The organism is Gymnodinialimonas sp. (genome assembly GCF_059726805.1).
In genome coordinates this window covers 4,471,507-4,487,551 of record NZ_AP041059.1, presented here as the reverse complement: position 1 = coordinate 4,487,551, position 16,045 = coordinate 4,471,507, and the positions used below count along the sequence as shown (strand labels likewise).

General features: G+C 62.6%; 17 protein-coding genes. 1 reads left to right on the top strand and 16 read right to left on the bottom strand.

Annotated elements, in window-relative coordinates; genetic code table 11:
- The first annotated feature begins 16 nt into the window (after positions 1–16).
- Positions 17–499, top strand: coding sequence for a hypothetical protein (locus AC6I9R_RS22165; RefSeq protein WP_461428660.1), 483 nt, complete (start codon positions 17–19; stop codon positions 497–499).
- A gap of 96 nt (positions 500–595) precedes the next feature.
- Here AC6I9R_RS22165 and AC6I9R_RS22160 read toward each other — a convergent pair whose 3' ends face one another.
- The 16 genes from AC6I9R_RS22160 to pobA all read right to left on the bottom strand — a co-directional run bounded on the left by AC6I9R_RS22160 (position 596) and on the right by pobA (position 16,013).
- Positions 596–1,669, bottom strand: coding sequence for a flagellar basal body P-ring protein FlgI (locus AC6I9R_RS22160; RefSeq protein ID WP_497863046.1), 1,074 nt, complete (start codon positions 1,667–1,669; stop codon positions 596–598).
- A 26-nt stretch (positions 1,670–1,695) separates the two neighbouring features.
- Complete coding sequence (locus tag AC6I9R_RS22155; protein ID WP_461428658.1) at positions 1,696–2,706, bottom strand: flagellin; 1,011 nt, start codon at positions 2,704–2,706, stop codon at positions 1,696–1,698.
- Positions 2,703–4,166 (bottom strand): flagellar hook-associated protein FlgK, encoded by a 1,464-nt coding sequence (gene flgK, locus AC6I9R_RS22150; RefSeq protein WP_461428657.1) that lies wholly within the window; start codon positions 4,164–4,166, stop codon positions 2,703–2,705. Before flgK ends, AC6I9R_RS22155 begins: the two co-directional genes overlap by 4 nt.
- Positions 4,167–4,196: 30 nt before the next feature.
- Entirely contained in the window at positions 4,197–5,516 is a 1,320-nt protein-coding gene (locus AC6I9R_RS22145) for a flagellar hook protein FlgE (RefSeq protein ID WP_461428656.1), read from the bottom strand.
- 120 nt (positions 5,517–5,636) lie between these two features.
- The gene (locus AC6I9R_RS22140) at positions 5,637–6,491 is read right to left on the bottom strand and encodes a flagellar motor protein MotB (RefSeq protein WP_497863045.1); all 855 of its coding nucleotides are present in this window, start codon (positions 6,489–6,491) and stop codon (positions 5,637–5,639) included.
- Between the two features lie 45 nt (positions 6,492–6,536).
- Positions 6,537–7,511: a cyclic nucleotide-binding domain-containing protein gene (locus AC6I9R_RS22135; protein ID WP_461428654.1), complete on the bottom strand. Its 975-nt coding sequence runs from the start codon at positions 7,509–7,511 to the stop codon at positions 6,537–6,539.
- Entirely contained in the window at positions 7,508–8,278 is a 771-nt protein-coding gene (locus AC6I9R_RS22130) for a sterol desaturase family protein (RefSeq protein ID WP_461428653.1), read from the bottom strand. Before AC6I9R_RS22130 ends, AC6I9R_RS22135 begins: the two co-directional genes overlap by 4 nt.
- 77 nt (positions 8,279–8,355) lie before the next feature.
- Positions 8,356–8,961: a hypothetical protein gene (locus AC6I9R_RS22125; RefSeq protein ID WP_461428652.1), complete on the bottom strand. Its 606-nt coding sequence runs from the start codon at positions 8,959–8,961 to the stop codon at positions 8,356–8,358.
- Positions 8,962–8,970: 9 nt separating this feature from the next.
- The gene (locus tag AC6I9R_RS22120; protein ID WP_461428651.1) at positions 8,971–11,211 is read right to left on the bottom strand and encodes a xanthine dehydrogenase family protein molybdopterin-binding subunit; all 2,241 of its coding nucleotides are present in this window, start codon (positions 11,209–11,211) and stop codon (positions 8,971–8,973) included.
- Positions 11,212–11,214: 3 nt separating this feature from the next.
- The gene (locus AC6I9R_RS22115; RefSeq protein WP_461428650.1) at positions 11,215–11,673 is read right to left on the bottom strand and encodes a (2Fe-2S)-binding protein; all 459 of its coding nucleotides are present in this window, start codon (positions 11,671–11,673) and stop codon (positions 11,215–11,217) included.
- A 78-nt stretch (positions 11,674–11,751) separates the two neighbouring features.
- Positions 11,752–12,318: a TetR/AcrR family transcriptional regulator gene (locus AC6I9R_RS22110; protein WP_461428649.1), complete on the bottom strand. Its 567-nt coding sequence runs from the start codon at positions 12,316–12,318 to the stop codon at positions 11,752–11,754.
- A 51-nt stretch (positions 12,319–12,369) separates the two neighbouring features.
- On the bottom strand, positions 12,370–13,203 hold the full coding sequence (locus AC6I9R_RS22105; protein WP_461428648.1) for a 3-oxoadipate:acetyl-CoA acetyltransferase: 834 nt from the start codon (positions 13,201–13,203) through the stop codon (positions 12,370–12,372).
- Positions 13,196–13,738: a protocatechuate 3,4-dioxygenase subunit alpha gene (gene pcaG / locus AC6I9R_RS22100; RefSeq protein ID WP_461428647.1), complete on the bottom strand. Its 543-nt coding sequence runs from the start codon at positions 13,736–13,738 to the stop codon at positions 13,196–13,198. Before pcaG ends, AC6I9R_RS22105 begins: the two co-directional genes overlap by 8 nt.
- On the bottom strand, positions 13,738–14,454 hold the full coding sequence (gene pcaH / locus AC6I9R_RS22095) for a protocatechuate 3,4-dioxygenase subunit beta (RefSeq protein WP_461428646.1): 717 nt from the start codon (positions 14,452–14,454) through the stop codon (positions 13,738–13,740). Before pcaH ends, pcaG begins: the two co-directional genes overlap by 1 nt.
- Positions 14,451–14,831 carry a 4-carboxymuconolactone decarboxylase gene (gene pcaC, locus AC6I9R_RS22090; RefSeq protein ID WP_461428645.1) on the bottom strand — a complete coding sequence of 127 codons (381 nt, stop codon included), beginning with the start codon at positions 14,829–14,831 and terminating at the stop codon, positions 14,451–14,453. The genes pcaH and pcaC overlap by 4 nt, the downstream gene beginning before the upstream one ends.
- Positions 14,832–14,843: 12 nt before the next feature.
- On the bottom strand, positions 14,844–16,013 hold the full coding sequence (pobA, locus tag AC6I9R_RS22085) for a 4-hydroxybenzoate 3-monooxygenase (RefSeq protein WP_461428644.1): 1,170 nt from the start codon (positions 16,011–16,013) through the stop codon (positions 14,844–14,846).
- Between the last annotated feature and the right edge of the window lie 32 nt (positions 16,014–16,045).

Here is a 16,045-nt window from a genome sequence, read left to right as displayed (position 1 = left end):
ACCCAAAGGAGACTTCATGACAAACCCCTCCGACACCGCTGCACAGGGGCCCATGTCCCGTGCCGAAAAACTCAGCCTTCTGTCCACCATGTTGGGACCGGACGCGATGGCCAGACTGCGCGACGGGCAACCGGACGCGCCCACCGAGGCTGGCAAATCGCCGTCGCCGGTTGATGCCGAACGCGCGGCCTGGCAGCGCAATAGGTTGCTGGAGCGGCTGCGCCATCAAGGGGGTGGCAAGGTACCTGACGTCGCCCAAACCAGGGAGGGGCGTAGTACGCCCCCTCTGGAGAAACCGGTCGACCAACGGGCCTTGGCCGCAGAGAACAAGCATCTGGATGCACGTTTGGCGAAGATCTCTGACATCGCGACTTTGGGTCATGAACACCCGGCGATCATCGCTCGCCTCGTCAAAGGCTTGCCGCGGGACGAGCGGGTCGAGGCCCTGAAAGCACTCCCCGGTCCAGTCGCCCGGTCTATCGTCAGACGACTTCGGTAATCTGGCGCGACCCAAGGCAGCCCAAGAAAAAGCCCCAGCTCAACGGCCGGGGCTTTTTCTTTTGCAGGGCGTGCTCTGTCGCTATGGCTGCTCGTTCTACCTTACAATGAATTCCGCGTGGAGCGCGCCAGCGGCCTCGATGCTCGACAAGATATCAATCATGTCCCGAGGAGAAACGCCCAAAGCATTAAGTGCCCCAACGACTTCAGACAGTGATGTGCCACCCGGAATTTCCGCCAGCCCAGTACCCGTTTCCTCAACGAGATCCGCGTCGGTGCGCGGGAGGACAACGGTCTGACCCTCAGCAAAGGGGTTTGGTTGAACGACCAGAGGCTCTTCCTGGATGCGCAGCGTCAGGTTTCCTTGGGCCACGGCCACCCGGCTGATCCTCACGTCTTCTCCCATGACAATCGTTCCGGAGCGTTGGTCCACGACCACACGCGCGCGGGTCTCGGGCTGGACCAGAATGTTCTCGACCCGCGTGATGGCATGGGCGGGTGAGGGAGCGCGCGTCGCGCCAATGTCCAGAAGAACGGTGCCGGCATCCAGCATCGCCGCAACGCCGCGCCCGAATTCCGTGTTGATCGCGACTTCGATCCTTGCCGCGGTCGTGAAGTCCGGCGACCGCAAGGCAAGCCGGATCTGAGACATGCCGGTGAAATCGAACTCGACCTCTCGTTCAACCCGCGCGCCGGCCGGAATGACACCGGCCGTTGGGACCCCTTGGACCACTTCCGCGCCGTCACCCTCGGCAGAGGCCCCTCCGGCGATAACCGCGCCCTGGGCCACGGCATAGATCTCGCCATCGGCAGCCGTCAGAGGGGTCATGACCAGTGTGCCACCCAGCAGGCTGTCGGCGTCGCCAATAGCAGAAACGGTGATATCGATCTGTCCGCCTTGTCGTGAGAACGGGGGCAATGTGGCCGTCACGATCACTGCCGCGACGTTCTGCGGGCGAAACTGCTCACCCGTGACGTTGACCCCCAAACGCTCCAGCACGTTTACCATGATTTCTTCTGTAAAAGGCGCATTGCGCAGCCCGTCGCCGGTCCCGTTCAGGCCGACGATCAGGCCGTATCCGACCAGATCGTTGCCGCGAACCCCGTCGAATTCGACAAGATCCTTGATCCGGATGGGTGTGGCCAAGGCCGGGATTGCAAGCGTGGTCACCAGCAACAAGAGAGCAAGAAATCGGGTCACCTCAGGTACTCCGTAAGGCTCAGGCGCGACAGGCGCGCGGTCAGGATGTAGAGGCTTTCCAATCTCAGTGAGACGGCCTCCAATTCGGTTGCCGTGTCGTAAGGGTCCGCCTCGACCAGACGCCCGTATTCGATTTGAAGACTGCTGCGCGCGGTTTCGGCGGCCACTTTTGCATCTTCGATGCGCGCTTCCTCAGCCCCCAGGCGCGCCCGCAAGGCGATCAAGCCATCTTCAGAATCCAACATCAGATGCGCCGCACTGGTGATGAAGGCGCGTTGTTCATCCTCAGGGAGGCCCGGCGCCTGTTCAGATGCGAGGGAGGCGAGCGCTAACCCGGCCAGAGCCTCACGCAACGCCGGGTCCAGCGCGGTCACGCCGGTTTCCGCCGTTTGCCCTTCACCGATCAGAACGGAGGGTGCATCGCCCGTCCCGCCTTGCCAGGCCAATGTCTCGTAACCGCCCCCGGCGTCCGTGAACCAGGCGTTCACATCGGCCAAGGCCGTTGCGGCGTCCGGGGCGCCGCTTACAAGCGTTCTCAATTCGACCATCATGTCCTCGGCGCTGATCAGCGGGGTCGCATCGGGGGCATCGGCGGAGAAAAGGCTGCGCCCGGCGAACCGCGTGTTCAGAACGTTGACGGCCTGCTCAAATCGGTCGCTGCTGTCCGCCAGCTTCAATTGAAGGTTCGAGAGGCTGCCACCGCCGGTGATTGCCAAGAGGGAGGGTGCGAAACCGTCAAGCTCAGCCGAGATGCGCCCCAAGGCGCTTTGCCGTCCCTCCGCCGCAATCGCGGCTTCCGTCACCGAGGCCGCGAAAGTGGCGTTCAAACGCATGCCACGGGAGATGTCCGCGAGGGTCGAGAAATCACCCCCCAAGGCCTGGCCCAGATCCGCAATCCGTCCCGACGAAAGCTCGGATGTGAGGCGCGTGAGATCAGCCCTCTGTTGCGCAGAGTCGCGGCGCAATAGGCTGAAATGGGCCGCGTCACTGTAGGAGGTAATGCTCATCCCGCGATCCTCATCAGCTCATCCATGAGCTGTTCGGCAACGCTTACCACGCGGGCATTGGCGGCATACATCTGTTCGATCCGCAGAAGGTGCTGCAACTCGGCATCGGAATCGACGCCGCCTGCAAGTTCTGCCGTCTCAAGCGCGGAGTGTTGGGCAGAGGATCGGCTCAGCGTCATATCGGCATTGGAGCGGGCCAGCCCTGCGATCGACAGGTTTTCAGCGATCAACCCTGACATGGAGCGTCCAGTGGTGGAGAATGCGGCAGACCCCGTCGCTTGCGACATGGCCAAGGCATCGATCTGTGCCGTCAGAAACGTCGCGTTGCCCGTTGGGCCTTCTGTCGATGCGCCCATGCCGTCGCGAAGCCGCCAAACGGCGCCGCCTTCGTCCGGGAGGACGGCGGCGTTAACGCGCAGCCTTGCGGCAAGGCCGACTTCGTTGACCCCATCGACGAGGCTGCCCGCATCGGTGTAAAGGCCCGGTGCCCCGGCGGACAGGCTTGGATCCATACCGGGGCTGTCAAACCGCTCTGCGAGGTCCCTAGCGATGCCGTCGAGGCGGCCCTGAGCTTCGGGCGCAAGTGTGTCGCGCACGTCAAAAAGGGCGCTCAACTGGCCGCCATCGAAGGCAGGGTAGGACCCATCCATGCGCATCGCCCGGCCATCGATTGTTAGGCCGGAGAGCGTGGCATTGTCCAGGGATAGGTAGGGATCCATGCCCGCAGATGGCTGAAATCCCAAGGTCGCCGCGCGATGGCTCAGCAAGACATGGCCGTCGTCGCTGTAGATGCTGAGTTTGCCGTTGTTGTCCCGGCGCGATTGCAACGGGATGAACGGCGCGATCTGGTCCACTAGCTGGTTCTGTGCGTCCATCAGCGACGCGATTTCTCCGCCGCCAGCATTCACGGAAAGGATGCGAACGTTCAGCTCTTCAAGGCCTTCCAGGGCAGCGTTGATTTGGTCGACCGCCTGCGCAATCCCGGCGTCCGCGCGTTTGCGTTCAGCCTGAACGCCGTTGCTGAGCGAATGGAGGGTCTCGGCGACGGCTTCGGCGGCTTGAACGGCGCCGCCAAGGTGGGTCGCGTTCCAGGGCGCGTTGGCCGCCGAGATAAGTTTGCCTTCGAAATCGGCCATGCGCGCCGACAGGCTGCCGGGTTCGTCAGGCGCGCCGATCAACGTTTCAAGACGCGCCGCGAAATCAGCGGCGGTCTGGCGCGCCCCAAGGTCTGCACCGGCAGAGCGGCGTTGACTGATCAACACGCTGTCTTCTTGCCGGGTGACCCCAATCGTGCGCACGCCCGAGCCGTCGTTGCCGATTTGCCGGGCCGCCACATCTAGACGGCGGACGCCATACCCCTCCGTCATCGCATTGGCGATATTGGATGACACCACGTCTGCCGCGCGCGACGACGCGGTCAGGCCGCTCAAGGCACTTGAGAGAGTGGAAGAGATGCTCATGGGATTTCAGACCCGAATGCCATCGCCAGGTTAGCGGATGATATTCGTGGTCTCCTGCAGCATCTCGTCCACGGTCTGAATGATCTTCGCATTCGACGAATAGGCCCGCTGCGTTTGGATCAGCTGGGTCAGTTCAGCGGCGACATCCGTGGTAGATTCTTCCAACGCGTAAGAGACAACGTCGCCTGTGGGGCCGTCACCCGCATCCCACAGAAAGAAGCTGCCGCTTTCCGCAGAGGTGGAATAGAGTTGATTGTCGTGGGACATCAGCCCGTTGGGGTTGGGCAGGTCGATGAGGGGGATCTGGTAAACCGTTCGGGTGATGCCAACGTCGAAATTGGCGTGAACGTAGCCATTGGCGTCAACCTCAACCGAGACCAGGTTACCGACCGGGGAGCCGTCCTTTGAAATGGCCGTGGGGGCGAAGCTGTCTGAGAGTTGGGTCAGGCCGGCGCCGGACCCCTGCGCCCCGATGTTGATCTCGATCGGTCCGCCAAGCACGTCGACGGTAAACGCGCCGGTGGTTGCGTTCCAGGTGCCGCCCACGGGGGGCACGCCTTGGGCGACGCTTTGGATCGTTCCACCACCCGTCCGACTATCATCGAAGACGACGGTGTATTCGCCGATGATGGCATCGTTAGAGGCACTGTCGCGCAGCACCATCGTCCAGGTATTGGACGCGGGATCCCCGGTGTTGGGGACCGTTGGCGTGAAGTAAGCGTCGATGGATTGCGAGGTGCCGAGGTTGTCGAAGTATTCGACGGACAATTGGCGCGTGTCGCCCGCCGACCCGGCGGTTGTGTCGGTGCCCGGCAGATTGACCCCGAGGGAGATCTTCGTGGTCGGCTCGGACGTGAACTGATTGACGTTGACCTGGACGGGTTGCAGGCCCGCGCTTGTGTCGCGCGGGAAGCTGGGGATCGTCCCGTCCGTCTCGGCCGGCCATCCCATGAGGGTCACACCTGATGGGGTCACAAGGTAGCCATCGGCGTCGGTGCGGAACGATCCGGTGGTCGCGAGATAGAGCGGCAGGTCAGCGCCTTCAGCGGCATTCACTGCGGCACTTGTGGTGACGGGAAGAAATCCGCGACCGCGCACCGCGAGGTCGGTGGGGTTATTGGTGGTCCCAAGGGCACCCGATTCGTCAATCAACCGCTGCGTGGTGACGCGGACGCCCCCGGCGGAGTAGATCCCGCTGCCCTGGTCGATCACCATGGAGGAGAAATCCGCAACCGCTTTCTTGTACCCGTGGGTTCCTGAGTTCGCGATGTTGTCGGCAATCGTGGCCAAACGGCTGGCATTGACCGAGAGGCCCGCCACACCCGCGTTGAGCGAGGAAGAAATTGTCATCACATGCGCCTTTCTGCTGCATCTGGAATTGGTCCTACAGTGCGGGCCGAGGGCTTAAGGTCGTCCTAACGAATAAAATGCGACGCATTTTCTACCGGGGCTCGACCCCGAGGCCGGGATCTAGAAGCGGGTGCGCAGCAGAATGACCTCGATCCGGTCATTGCGGGGCGAAATCGGCGGTTGAACGGTTGTCTCCCGGTCCGAATGGCCAGTAACGCGCGCGATGCGCTGCGCATCCAGGCCACCGCCTTCCAGCAGAGCGCGGAACATCTGCGCGCGCTCGGTCGTGCGTTGCCAGCCGCTTTCCGTGGCACGCACCAACGGCTCTGCTGCGATATGGGCCTCAACGGCGACACCGTTGGTGACGGTCCCGAACAGATCAGCCATGGAAACCGCCAAATCCGCCAACCAAGGCTGCGGCATGCCGGTGTCGGGGTTGAAGATCGGCTGACCCGGGCGCGAGAAGACTTCAATCACCAGGCCTTCGTCTGTCAGCCGCGTCTCAATGTGGGGGCGGGCGAGATCGCTGATGATGCTGTCACCGCCATCGCCGGTCAAAGACCCCTCAATCTCTGCCAGATTGGCCGCCTCTTCCTCGGCGTCGTGTTCATTGCCTTCCAACCCAAGGGCCTGCCGCCCCTCTGTCGGGCGCAGACTGGTCGCGCCAGTCCCTTCCTGAGACAAAACCTCTTCCGAGAATGGGCTTTCGCCGCCAAAGGCGCCATCGCCACCGCCGGAGATTCGTGCGACCGGGATCGAGGGGCTGAAGTAATCGGCCAGCCCCTTGCGCTGGCTTTCGGTCGTCGCGTTCAAAAGCCACATCAGCATGAAGAATGCCATCATCGCGGTCACGAAGTCGGCATAGGCCACCTTCCAGGCGCCGCCATGGTGGCCACCACCGCTGATCACCTTCTTTTTCTTGATGATGATTGGACGAAGCTCATTCTCGGCCATTGGCGCCCTTTCGCGGACCATTCACCGGACTTCACTACTGGCTGTGGGTGAAAGAACGCTTAACGCTCAGAAAGCACGTCCGCGGCGCAGGCGTTCTTCAAGGGGCATCCGTTCGAAATAAGCGTTCAGATCCAACACCATGGGTACTGAAACGCCGTTTTCATAATGCACGAAATCCTCAGCCGAGCGCTCGAACCCCACGCTGGTGTAGAATCGCGCCAGCTTCGGCACGCAATCGATAAATATCGCGCCGACGCCCGCCGCCTTCACATAGGTCCCGATGGCACTGAAGAGCCGCAGATAGGTGAACCCGCCCCTGTGGCTGTCGCGGATCGCGTATTTCGTGATGATCGCGCTGTCTTCCAGCGCAAATCGGGACGTCGCGATACCATAGAGGTCCGGCAAAACCCCAAGCGCCCCGTCCCGGCCCAGATTGACTCGCGCCGTGCCGATCACCTGACCCGCCTCCACTGCGATGAAGGACGCGCCATGCTGGTCGAGATCGTCGACCAGAATTCCCTCTTCTGCGTCCGAGTAGGGAGAGCTTCGCCCCAACTCGATGCAATAGACATCATAGCGCAGCCGCTGCGCCGCGCGCAGCTGGTCCAGTGTCGAACAACGGATGATCTCAAAGTCCGACGCCCTGCCGTCATCGCTTTCCGCCAACAGCTCTTCATTCTGCTCCTGGCGGTCGGACATCAGCCGCGCGAGGTGGCGCAGCACGTCGGCGGCAATCGCGGGCGTGTCCCGTTGCAACTGTTGCAGCGCGGCGGAATCCAGTGACAGGGCGTCCACGGGTCCGATGGCGCGCAGGGTTGCGGTGGCGCCCTTGCCGGTCAAAAAACCGATCTCGCCAACGATTGTGTCAGGGCCAAGGGTCAGGTGTACGTCGTCATCCTCAGAAAGGACGCAATCCACCTCACCGCGCGTGATCAGCAACATGTCGGGGGCGAAGGCTCCCTTGTGGCGCAGCACCTCGCCATCGGCGAAGCTCACCTCCCGGCCGGCGTTCTGCAGCGCATCGCGCATCTCGGGCGTCATGGGTTGGGCTCCGCCTGCTCCACGGTTTCGCGCAACGCGCGAAGCGGTGTCTTTTGCACGACAACCTTATCAAAGACCGCCACCGCGTCGGGCCATTCGGTGCCGAACAGACGATCTAAGACCCGCGTCCCCAGCCCGTAATTGCCCGTGTACCGGCTGTGGTGCAGCGCGTGATAGACGGTAGAGGTCAGAACCGTGCCCTTGAGCGTCATGAAGGCCGCCCCTCGGATCTCATAATTGGCATGGCCGTAGGAATTGATGATCAGATAGCCCACAAACCAGGTCGCCAGGCCGTAGAAGTTCAGCTCGATGAACAATCCAACAAGCGCCATGCCGCCAATCATGCCGATGTCGAAGATCAGTTTCTCGGTGAACGAGAATGACAACGCGGTGAAGGGGCTGGAGAGGCGGCTTCTGTGATGTTCGGCATGGATCCAATGCAGCGCCTTCAGGTGGAAGGCGCGGTGCGAGGCGTAGTGCCAGATCTCGGCCCAGATCGCAGTCAGCACCAGCGTCCATAGGAAAGCGCCGAAGCCGCGCGCCTCAAAAAGGCCTGCGAGGAGCGCGAAAAGCAGCATCACCGCATGCATCGGGGTATGGAGCGAGTTCTTCAACTCGCGCCGCACCTGAGGGTCTTTGATCGGCAGATCGTAGATCTGGTCGCGGGACAGGTCGACTTCGTAGTCTTCCACGCACAGCCAGAACAGCGCCATGAGATGGCCGATCACGGCCACCACACACAGAATTGCCGCCTCGCCCGCTGTCACTCATCATCCCCCTTAACCCAAGGATGTCAGCTTTGCAGACAAGTCGATTCGCGCAAAGGGTCTGGGGTGCTTGGGATTTAGTCGTCGGGGCAGGGGTATCCTGCGACGCCCCAGGCCAGGATGTCGTTCACGTGTTCCTGCAACGAATAGGGCGCGGGTTCGCGCCCGCCGCCGGGTGTCCAGGCCCAGTGCAGGATCAAATCGTGCTCCAGATGCCCCGCAAGCGCGATGTAGTCGCGGTCACCGTTGCGCTCTGGATCACGCAATTGCGCGCAAATCTCGTTTGCCGTGCGCCCGAACCACTCGGCCTCTACGGGCGGCAATTGCCACGTCATGGAGACCTGAGGCGCCATGTGCGGCGCATCATTGGCCCCGTCCTCGCGGTAAGCGTGACAAGCGTTGCAAGTCACATACTCGGCGCCAATCCGGCTTTCGCCCGCGTTCACATTCATCCCGTGGGGCCGCGTGCGCCCGTAACTTGGCCCCGACCACATCGGGCGGTTATCCGCGCCGACATGGCAGTTAGAACACCGGGGATGCGAGGTGACTTCATAGATGCGGTCAAACGCGGCGAGGCCGTCCGCGAGAGAGACTTCGGCGGGCGGCTCAATCACTACATCTTCAGCGAAAGCGATGGTGGCGGCACCGATAAGGGCCGCGCCCAGAACAAAAAAGCGTTTCATCTGCGCCCCCTACACGAAATCAATGTGGTTCCAGAACGGCATCTCGCGGATGCGCTGCCCGGTGGCCGCAAAAATGGCGTTCGCCAGAGCCGGAGCGGCAGGGGGAACCGGGGGTTCTCCGATCCCGCGCACGTGGCCGTTTTCCAGGCCGCGCACGAAGATCTCGGGCGTCTGGTGCATCCGCATCCCTTCGTGGGCGTGGAAATTGGTCTGATCGGCCACGCCATCGGTGTAGGTGATTTCCGAGTTGATCGCATGGCCGAGGCCCCAGATCACGCCGCCTTTGACGAGGTTATCGAAATTGACCGGGTCCACGACGCGGCCCACATCTGCGGCGACCCAGACCTTATTCAGCCGGATGCCCGCGTCGGTCATCGTGACCTCCACCACCTCGGCGCAGGGGACGCCAAAGGCATGGACAAGCGCGACACCGCGCCCGGTGCCCTCGGGCAGGGCCTCGCCCCAGTTTGACATCTCGCCCACCGCTTCCAGAACGCCGCGACTGATATCATCAAGGGTGCAGAGCCGGATGCGCTCTTCCAGCGGGTCGGCCCCGGCAGCGTGGATCAACTCATCCAGAAAACCCTCGCCCACGAATCCATTGGCCGATGCGCCGACCGAGCGCCAGGACGAGACCGGCGACAACCCTTCCACCGCGTAGGCGCGCATGCGGACGTTCTCAAACCCATAGGGTTGCTGCCAGATCCCGGCGGCAATCTGGCTGTCGGGGCCTGGCACACTCTGCCCCATCCGCCCCATTTGCGAGCGGATGACAGAAGGCGAGGCAATCTGCGTGTCATAGCTGATGACGCGACCGTCCTGCACCGCGCCGCGTGCGCGTCCCAGGGTGATCTGGCGGGGGAAATCCTGGGCGAAGTCTTCTTCGCGACTGTAGGTCATCTTCACCGGCGTGCCACGCATTTGCATGGCGATTTCAACGGTTTGCTTGATCTGTTCGAACTCCAGCCGATGCCCGAACGAGCCACCTGAATATTGATTGTGCAACGTCACCTGCTCTGCGTCATGGCCGGTGATCGCGGCGACTTGCTGTTGCAGGAACCGGGGCATCTGATGCCCGGTCCAGACCTGCACGCCGTCGTCGTCCACCTGCACGATTGCGTTGAGCGGCTCCAGCGGTTGGTGCGCGACATAGGGCACGCGGTATTCGGCCTCCAGCACCTGCGCGCCGGGCGTCTCAGCCTCCACATCGCCGATGTTGAGCCATTCGCTATCGAGATTTTCCTCGGTGAAACTGGCCTCCAGCACGGCCCAATGGTCGGCTTGCTCGGGCACATAGGGGGCATCACCCCAATCGTACTCAATCGCGTCAAGCGCCTGGATCGCATACCAGGTGTTCGTCGCGACGACCGCGACGCCGCCGGGGATTTCAAGAATGCGCTCCACGCCCGGCATCCCCTCGGCGGCGGAGGCATCAAACCCGTTCAATGCGCCACCCTTGCGGGGGTTCATGCGCACAGAGGCCCGCGCCATACCGGGTAGTTCCAGATCGATGCTGTAGACCGGTGCGCCCGTTGACTTGGCCATGATATCAAGGCGCGGCATATCCTTGCCAACCAGCCGCCAGGTTGCGGGATCGCGCAGGGGCGTGCCTTGGACCGGGTCGAGGCCTGCGGCCTCGGCGGCCAGTTCGGTGTAGGCAATCGACGTGCCGTCAGGCAGATGCACCGCGCCGCCCTCTGTCGTCAGGTCTGCAACCGCCACACCGGTTCTCTGTGACGCCGCCAGCTTCAACGTCTCCCGCGCCATGGCACCCGCTTCGCGCAGTTTCACGTAGCTGTCTGGGGTGGAGGTCGATCCCCCGGTCCCCTGCATCCCCAGCACCTTGATCAGACTACCCATTGACGCACGCATCGCCCGCGCCCCAAAGCTGTTGTCCCAAGGCAGAACCGGCGCGCCTTCGCCCGCCATGGCGGTGTTCCAATAGGCGGGGGCAGGGCGACCAAAGTCAATCTCGAAATCCGCCCACTCCAGGTCCATCTCTTCCGCGATAAGGGCCGCCTGCATGGAGGCCACCCCTTGTCCGATATCGGCGTGGGGCGTGATCAGCGTGATGCCCGAGGCATCGATGCGGACCCACGGGTTGAACGAGGCCGCGCCATCGGTCAGGTCCTGCAAATTCGGGTTCTCCGGGTTGCGCACGACCAGATAGGTTCCAAAGGCCACGCCCCCTGCAACAGCGGCAGCGCCCACAAAAAACGCGCGACGGGTGAAGGTTCTCAGCTTGCTCATCCCTCAACCCTCCATCGCGCGGGCAGCGGCGTGGATCGCCTCGCGAATGCGGGGATAGGTGCCGCAGCGGCAGAGGTTGCCGGACATCACGAAGTCGATGTCTTCGTCGGTGGGGTTGGGGTTTGTGTCCAAGAGCGCTGCCGCCTGCATGATCTGACCACTTTGGCAGTAGCCGCATTGTGCCACCTGATGCTCTACCCAAGCCTGTTGCACCGCGTGCAGGCTGGTTTCTTGGCCAAGCCCTTCGACCGTCGTGACCTGCGCGCCGTCCAGATCGCCGATGCGCGTCTGACACGACCGCGCGGCCTGGCCATCAATATGCACCGTGCAAGCGCCGCATTGCGCCACGCCGCAGCCATAGCGCGTGCCGGGAAGGTTCAGCTCTTCGCGTAGAACCCACAGAAGCGGCATGTCGGGGGAAACATCGACCTCTCGGTCCTCTCCATTCACGGTCAGTCGCATGATCAGGCTCCCTAGCAGTGCGTTGGCACCTTTATCCGTGAGATTGGACAGATAGTCAATGTCTGTCCAAATGAGAAACTAAGTCGCCGCCATCAAGGTCATGGATTTCAACGTGCCAAGGTGCCGGATCAGGGCGTCCCGATCCCCGGTCTGATGCTTGAGCGCCATGAGCGTCGCCGACAGGTATTCCGCAAACGCGTGCAACCCGTGCCCGTTTCGCTTCAGCTGCGCTTCATAGGGTGCGAACAACTCCACCAGCATCGCGACCATGGCCGCTTCGGCGTGCACCATGGCGCTATTTGCGGCGGCATGGGTGCCCTCTTCCAACGCGCCCGCATCGGGTGTGGCACGCACGGCATCCCAGGAGGCGATGACGTAGTGCTCGAATAAAAGATCCAGCCGTGTCGCCAGATCATCCTGCCCGGCCCACGCGTCGCGCACGCTCTCGCGCAGGGCAGCGGTGTAGAATAGCAGCGTGCCGTGGATGACTTCATCCTTGTTGGCGAAAACGTTGTAGAGGGTCTGCCGGACGACGCCCGCTTCTTCGGCGATGTCATTCATCGTCGCCCGTTTTAGCCCATAGCGAGAGAACACGCGCAGGGCAGCGGCGGCAATCTGGCGCTCTTTCTCGGACTGTTCGGTCATGGGCGACATATTCACGGGGGATGTCGTCCTGTCAACGCGAGGGTGGGCAACTTATGCCCGCAGGCCCAGGATCTCCCTCGCTTGCGCGGTCGTGGCGACGGGGCGTTTGTGCTTGCCGCAGATCTCAACGGTGCGCTCCACCAGAGCAGCGTTCGACGGCGCAAGGGTGGTTTTATCCCACCGCACGTTATCCTCCAATCCAGTGCGGGCATGGCCACCTGCGGCAATCGCCCAGTCATTGAGGATCACCTGATTGGGGCCAACGCCAGCCGCGCACCACTCAGACGCAGGCAGCAGACGCTTCATCGTAGCGACGTAGAAATCAAACGTCTCGCGATCCGCAGGCATGGCGTTCTTCACGCCCATGACAAACTGCACATAGGGGTGATCGGCCAACTGCCCGCGCCGATGCATGAGGGCGGCGTGATGAATGTGGCTCAGGTCGAAGGCCTCAATCTCGGGCTTGATGTCGTAGGTCAGCATCTCGGCGGCCAGCCAATCGACCAGGTCAGGCGGGTTCTCATAGACCCGGGTGGGAAAGTTGTTCGAGCCCACCGACAGCGAGGCCATATCGGGGCGCAGCGGCAGCATGCCGCCGCGTTCCTGGCCTGCACCAGACCGCCCCCCGGTGGAAAGCTGCACGATCATCCCGGGGCAGTGCTTTTCCACGCCCTCCTTGAGGCGCGCGAATTTCTCAGGGTCGCTGGATGGCGTCTCATCATCATTTCGCACATGGGCGTGGCAGATGGCGGCGCCTGCCTCGAACGCGGCGTGGGTGGACTCCACCTGCTCGGCGACGGTGATCGGCACGGCGGGGTTCGCGGCCTTTGTCGGGACCGATCCGGTGATGGCCACGCAGATGATGCAGGGCTTGTTTTCAGACATCAAAGAACACCATTTCGTTGTCGCCCTGCACCCGAATGTCGAGCTTGTATGTGTCACCGTCACGTTCCGCGATAAGCGTCGCGCGGCGGGCCGGGTCAAGCTTGCTTAGCACAGGATCGGTTGCATTGGCGGTCTCTTCGTCGCTGAAGTAGAGCCGAGAGTGCAGGCCAAGGTTGATCCCCCGTGCCACGAGCCACAGGTGCAGGCACGGCGCGCCGTCTCTGGCGCCGGGCTTGATCGTGTCGAACGCGAACTGCCCGGTCTCGAAGTTCGGCACCACACGGCCAAAGCCCGCGTCGGCCACGTATTCCCCAGCGGCATCGGCCTGCCAGACCTCCAGCAACGCGTCGGTCATCGGCGCGCCCTCGCCATCCAGGACATGGCCCTCAACACGGATGCGCGTGCCGAGGGCGTCGGGGCCGAAAATCTCGGTTCCGAATGCCGGGAAGGTGGTGAACCCTGCGGCCTCCGTCGCTAGCCCGATGTGGACATAGGGGCCTGCGGTTTGCGACGGGCTTTCTTTCAGATCAGCCATCAGTTCCCCTCCTTCCGGTTTTCAAACGGGGTCGAACGGGGCCCGCGCAACACGATGTCAAAGCTGTAGGCCACGCTGTCAAAGGCGACCGTTGTGTCCATATCCAGTTTGGCCACCAACATGTCGATATCGCCGGGGTGGGGGACGGTCTGCAGGATGTCACAGATTGGGATCAGGGGATCGCCTTCAAAATACAGCTGCGTAATAAGCCGCTGGCAGAACGCGGCGCCAAAGATGCTGAAATGGATATGCGCAGGCCGCCAGTTGTTGCCGCCATTGGGCCAGGGGTAAGCGCCGGGCTTGATGGTGTTGAACCGATAATAGCCGTTGTCGTCGGTCAGCGTCCGCCCGCAACCGCCGAAGTTCGGGTCCATCGCGCCCATGAACGTATCTTTCTTGTGCCGATACCGGCCTGAGGCATTGGCCTGCCAAACCTCTACCAGCGTGTTGGGCACGGGCCGGGCGGCCTCATCCAGCACCCGCCCGTGGATAATGACACGCTCGCCCACCGGCGCGCCGTCCTGGGCGAAGTTCTTTATCAGGTCATGATCCAACGCGCCAATACGCCCGTGCCCAAACGTCGGACCAAAGCGGTCCGCGGGCCCATCAGGCAGCGCGATCAGTTCTTGCTTAGGGGAACGCAGGATCGAGCTTCGGTAACGCTCGGTGAAAGCGGCGGGGTGGCGAGACAAATCGCGGGCGGCGTGGTGGGTCATGGGGTCTCCTCCATCTCGGCGTAAGTCTGTTTTGCCAGCTTGATGGCGTGGTTGGCCTTGGGCACGCCGGCGTAAACGGCTACATGCAGGAAGGCCTGGATCACCTCATCGGCGCTGGCCCCGGTATTGGCCGTGGCGCGGATATGCATCGGGATCTCCTCAAAGTTCCCCGTCGCCGCCAGAAGTGCCAGGGTCAGCAGAGACCGGTCGCGCCGGGAAATCGTGTCGTCCGACCACAGCGTGCCCCAGGCGCCTTCGGTGATCATCTGCTGGAACGGATCGTCCAACGGCGTGCGCGCGGCCTCGGCCCGGTCCACATGGGCGTCGCCCAGAACCGCGCGGCGGGTGGCCATGCCGGTGTCGTATCGCTCAGTCATTCGACGTCTCCATCAGTAGGGCAGGCCGACATAGTTCTCGGCCATTGCTTTCTGGGCGCTGGCAGACCCGCGCAGGAACTCCAGATCGGCGACCTGCATTTTCAAATCGAACGCCGTCTGATCCGGGAACCGGTGCATCATCGAGGTGAACCACCACGAGAACCGTTCCGCCTTCCACACCCGCGCCAGCGCCTTTTGGGAGTAGGCATCAATACCCTCCGCGGACCCGTTGGCGTAGTAGGCCTTCAAGCCCTCAAACAAGTAATGGACGTCTGACGCCGCTGTGTTCAGCCCCTTGGCACCCGTGGGCGGTACGATGTGAGCGGCATCACCGCAGAGGAACAGCCGCCCCCAACGCATCGGCTCGGTCACAAAGGACCGCAGAGGCGCGATGGACTTTTCGATGCTGGGGCCTGTGATCAGCGCGTCCGCCTGATCCGGCGGGATGCGGCGCTTGAGCTCTGCCCAGAACGCGTCGTCACTCCAGTTTCGCGGATGATCATCCAAGCTGCACTGGATGTAATACCGGCTGAGTTGCGCGTTCCGCATGGAACAGAGCGCGAAGCCGCGCGGGTGGTTGGCGTAGATAAGCTCGTGATTGACGGGGGGCGTTTCTGACAGGATGCCAAGCCAGCCGAAGGGGTAGATCTTCTCATATTCCTGGCGCGCGTCCTCGGGGATGGTCTTGCGGCTGACCCCGTGGAACCCATCGCACCCTGCCACGAAATCGCAATCGATCCGCTGTGCCTCGCCGTCGACGGAATACGTGACATGGGGCGCATCGGTTTTGGCGTCGTGGATCACGACATCCTCGACGTTGTAGACGATCTGGCCCCCTGCAGCCTCGCGCGCATCATAGAGGTCCCGGGTCACTTCCGTCTGGCCATAAACGACCACCGGTTTGCCGACATGCTCTGTAAAATCTACGCGGAACATCTGATCGCCATAGGCGACCAATGTGCCGTCGTGGATGAAGCCTTCCGCGTGCAATCTGTCCGCACAGCCCGCCTGTTCCAGCAAGCCGACAAGCCCCTGTTCCAACACACCCGCGCGGATCCGCCCCAGGACATACTCCTTGGTCTTGCGCTCCAGCACGATGCTGTCGATGCCCTGCGTATGCAGCAGTTGAGCCAACAACAGTCCCGACGGCCCGCCACCAATGATCGCAACTTGGGTCTTCATGCTTCCTCCCGTTTGGCCCATGTTGCCCTACT

Excerpts from the sequence above, each read along its gene's own strand:
- AC6I9R_RS22165 (WP_461428660.1), top strand. The coding sequence starts at position 17 with ATGACAAACCCCTCCGACACCGCTGCACAGGGGCCCATGTCCCGTGCC.
- AC6I9R_RS22155 (WP_461428658.1), bottom strand. The coding sequence starts at position 2,706 with ATGAGCATTACCTCCTACAGTGACGCGGCCCATTTCAGCCTATTGCGC.
- flgK (WP_461428657.1), bottom strand. The coding sequence starts at position 4,166 with ATGAGCATCTCTTCCACTCTCTCAAGTGCCTTGAGCGGCCTGACCGCG.
- AC6I9R_RS22145 (WP_461428656.1), bottom strand. The coding sequence starts at position 5,516 with ATGACAATTTCTTCCTCGCTCAACGCGGGTGTGGCGGGCCTCTCGGTC.
- AC6I9R_RS22140 (WP_497863045.1), bottom strand. The coding sequence starts at position 6,491 with ATGGTCCGCGAAAGGGCGCCAATGGCCGAGAATGAGCTTCGTCCAATC.
- AC6I9R_RS22135 (WP_461428654.1), bottom strand. The coding sequence starts at position 7,511 with ATGACGCCCGAGATGCGCGATGCGCTGCAGAACGCCGGCCGGGAGGTG.
- AC6I9R_RS22125 (WP_461428652.1), bottom strand. The coding sequence starts at position 8,961 with ATGAAACGCTTTTTTGTTCTGGGCGCGGCCCTTATCGGTGCCGCCACC.
- AC6I9R_RS22120 (WP_461428651.1), bottom strand. The coding sequence starts at position 11,211 with ATGAGCAAGCTGAGAACCTTCACCCGTCGCGCGTTTTTTGTGGGCGCT.
- AC6I9R_RS22115 (WP_461428650.1), bottom strand. The coding sequence starts at position 11,673 with ATGCGACTGACCGTGAATGGAGAGGACCGAGAGGTCGATGTTTCCCCC.
- AC6I9R_RS22110 (WP_461428649.1), bottom strand. The coding sequence starts at position 12,318 with ATGACCGAACAGTCCGAGAAAGAGCGCCAGATTGCCGCCGCTGCCCTG.
- AC6I9R_RS22105 (WP_461428648.1), bottom strand. The coding sequence starts at position 13,203 with ATGTCTGAAAACAAGCCCTGCATCATCTGCGTGGCCATCACCGGATCG.
- pcaG (WP_461428647.1), bottom strand. The coding sequence starts at position 13,738 with ATGGCTGATCTGAAAGAAAGCCCGTCGCAAACCGCAGGCCCCTATGTC.
- pcaH (WP_461428646.1), bottom strand. The coding sequence starts at position 14,454 with ATGACCCACCACGCCGCCCGCGATTTGTCTCGCCACCCCGCCGCTTTC.
- pcaC (WP_461428645.1), bottom strand. The coding sequence starts at position 14,831 with ATGACTGAGCGATACGACACCGGCATGGCCACCCGCCGCGCGGTTCTG.
- pobA (WP_461428644.1), bottom strand. The coding sequence starts at position 16,013 with ATGAAGACCCAAGTTGCGATCATTGGTGGCGGGCCGTCGGGACTGTTG.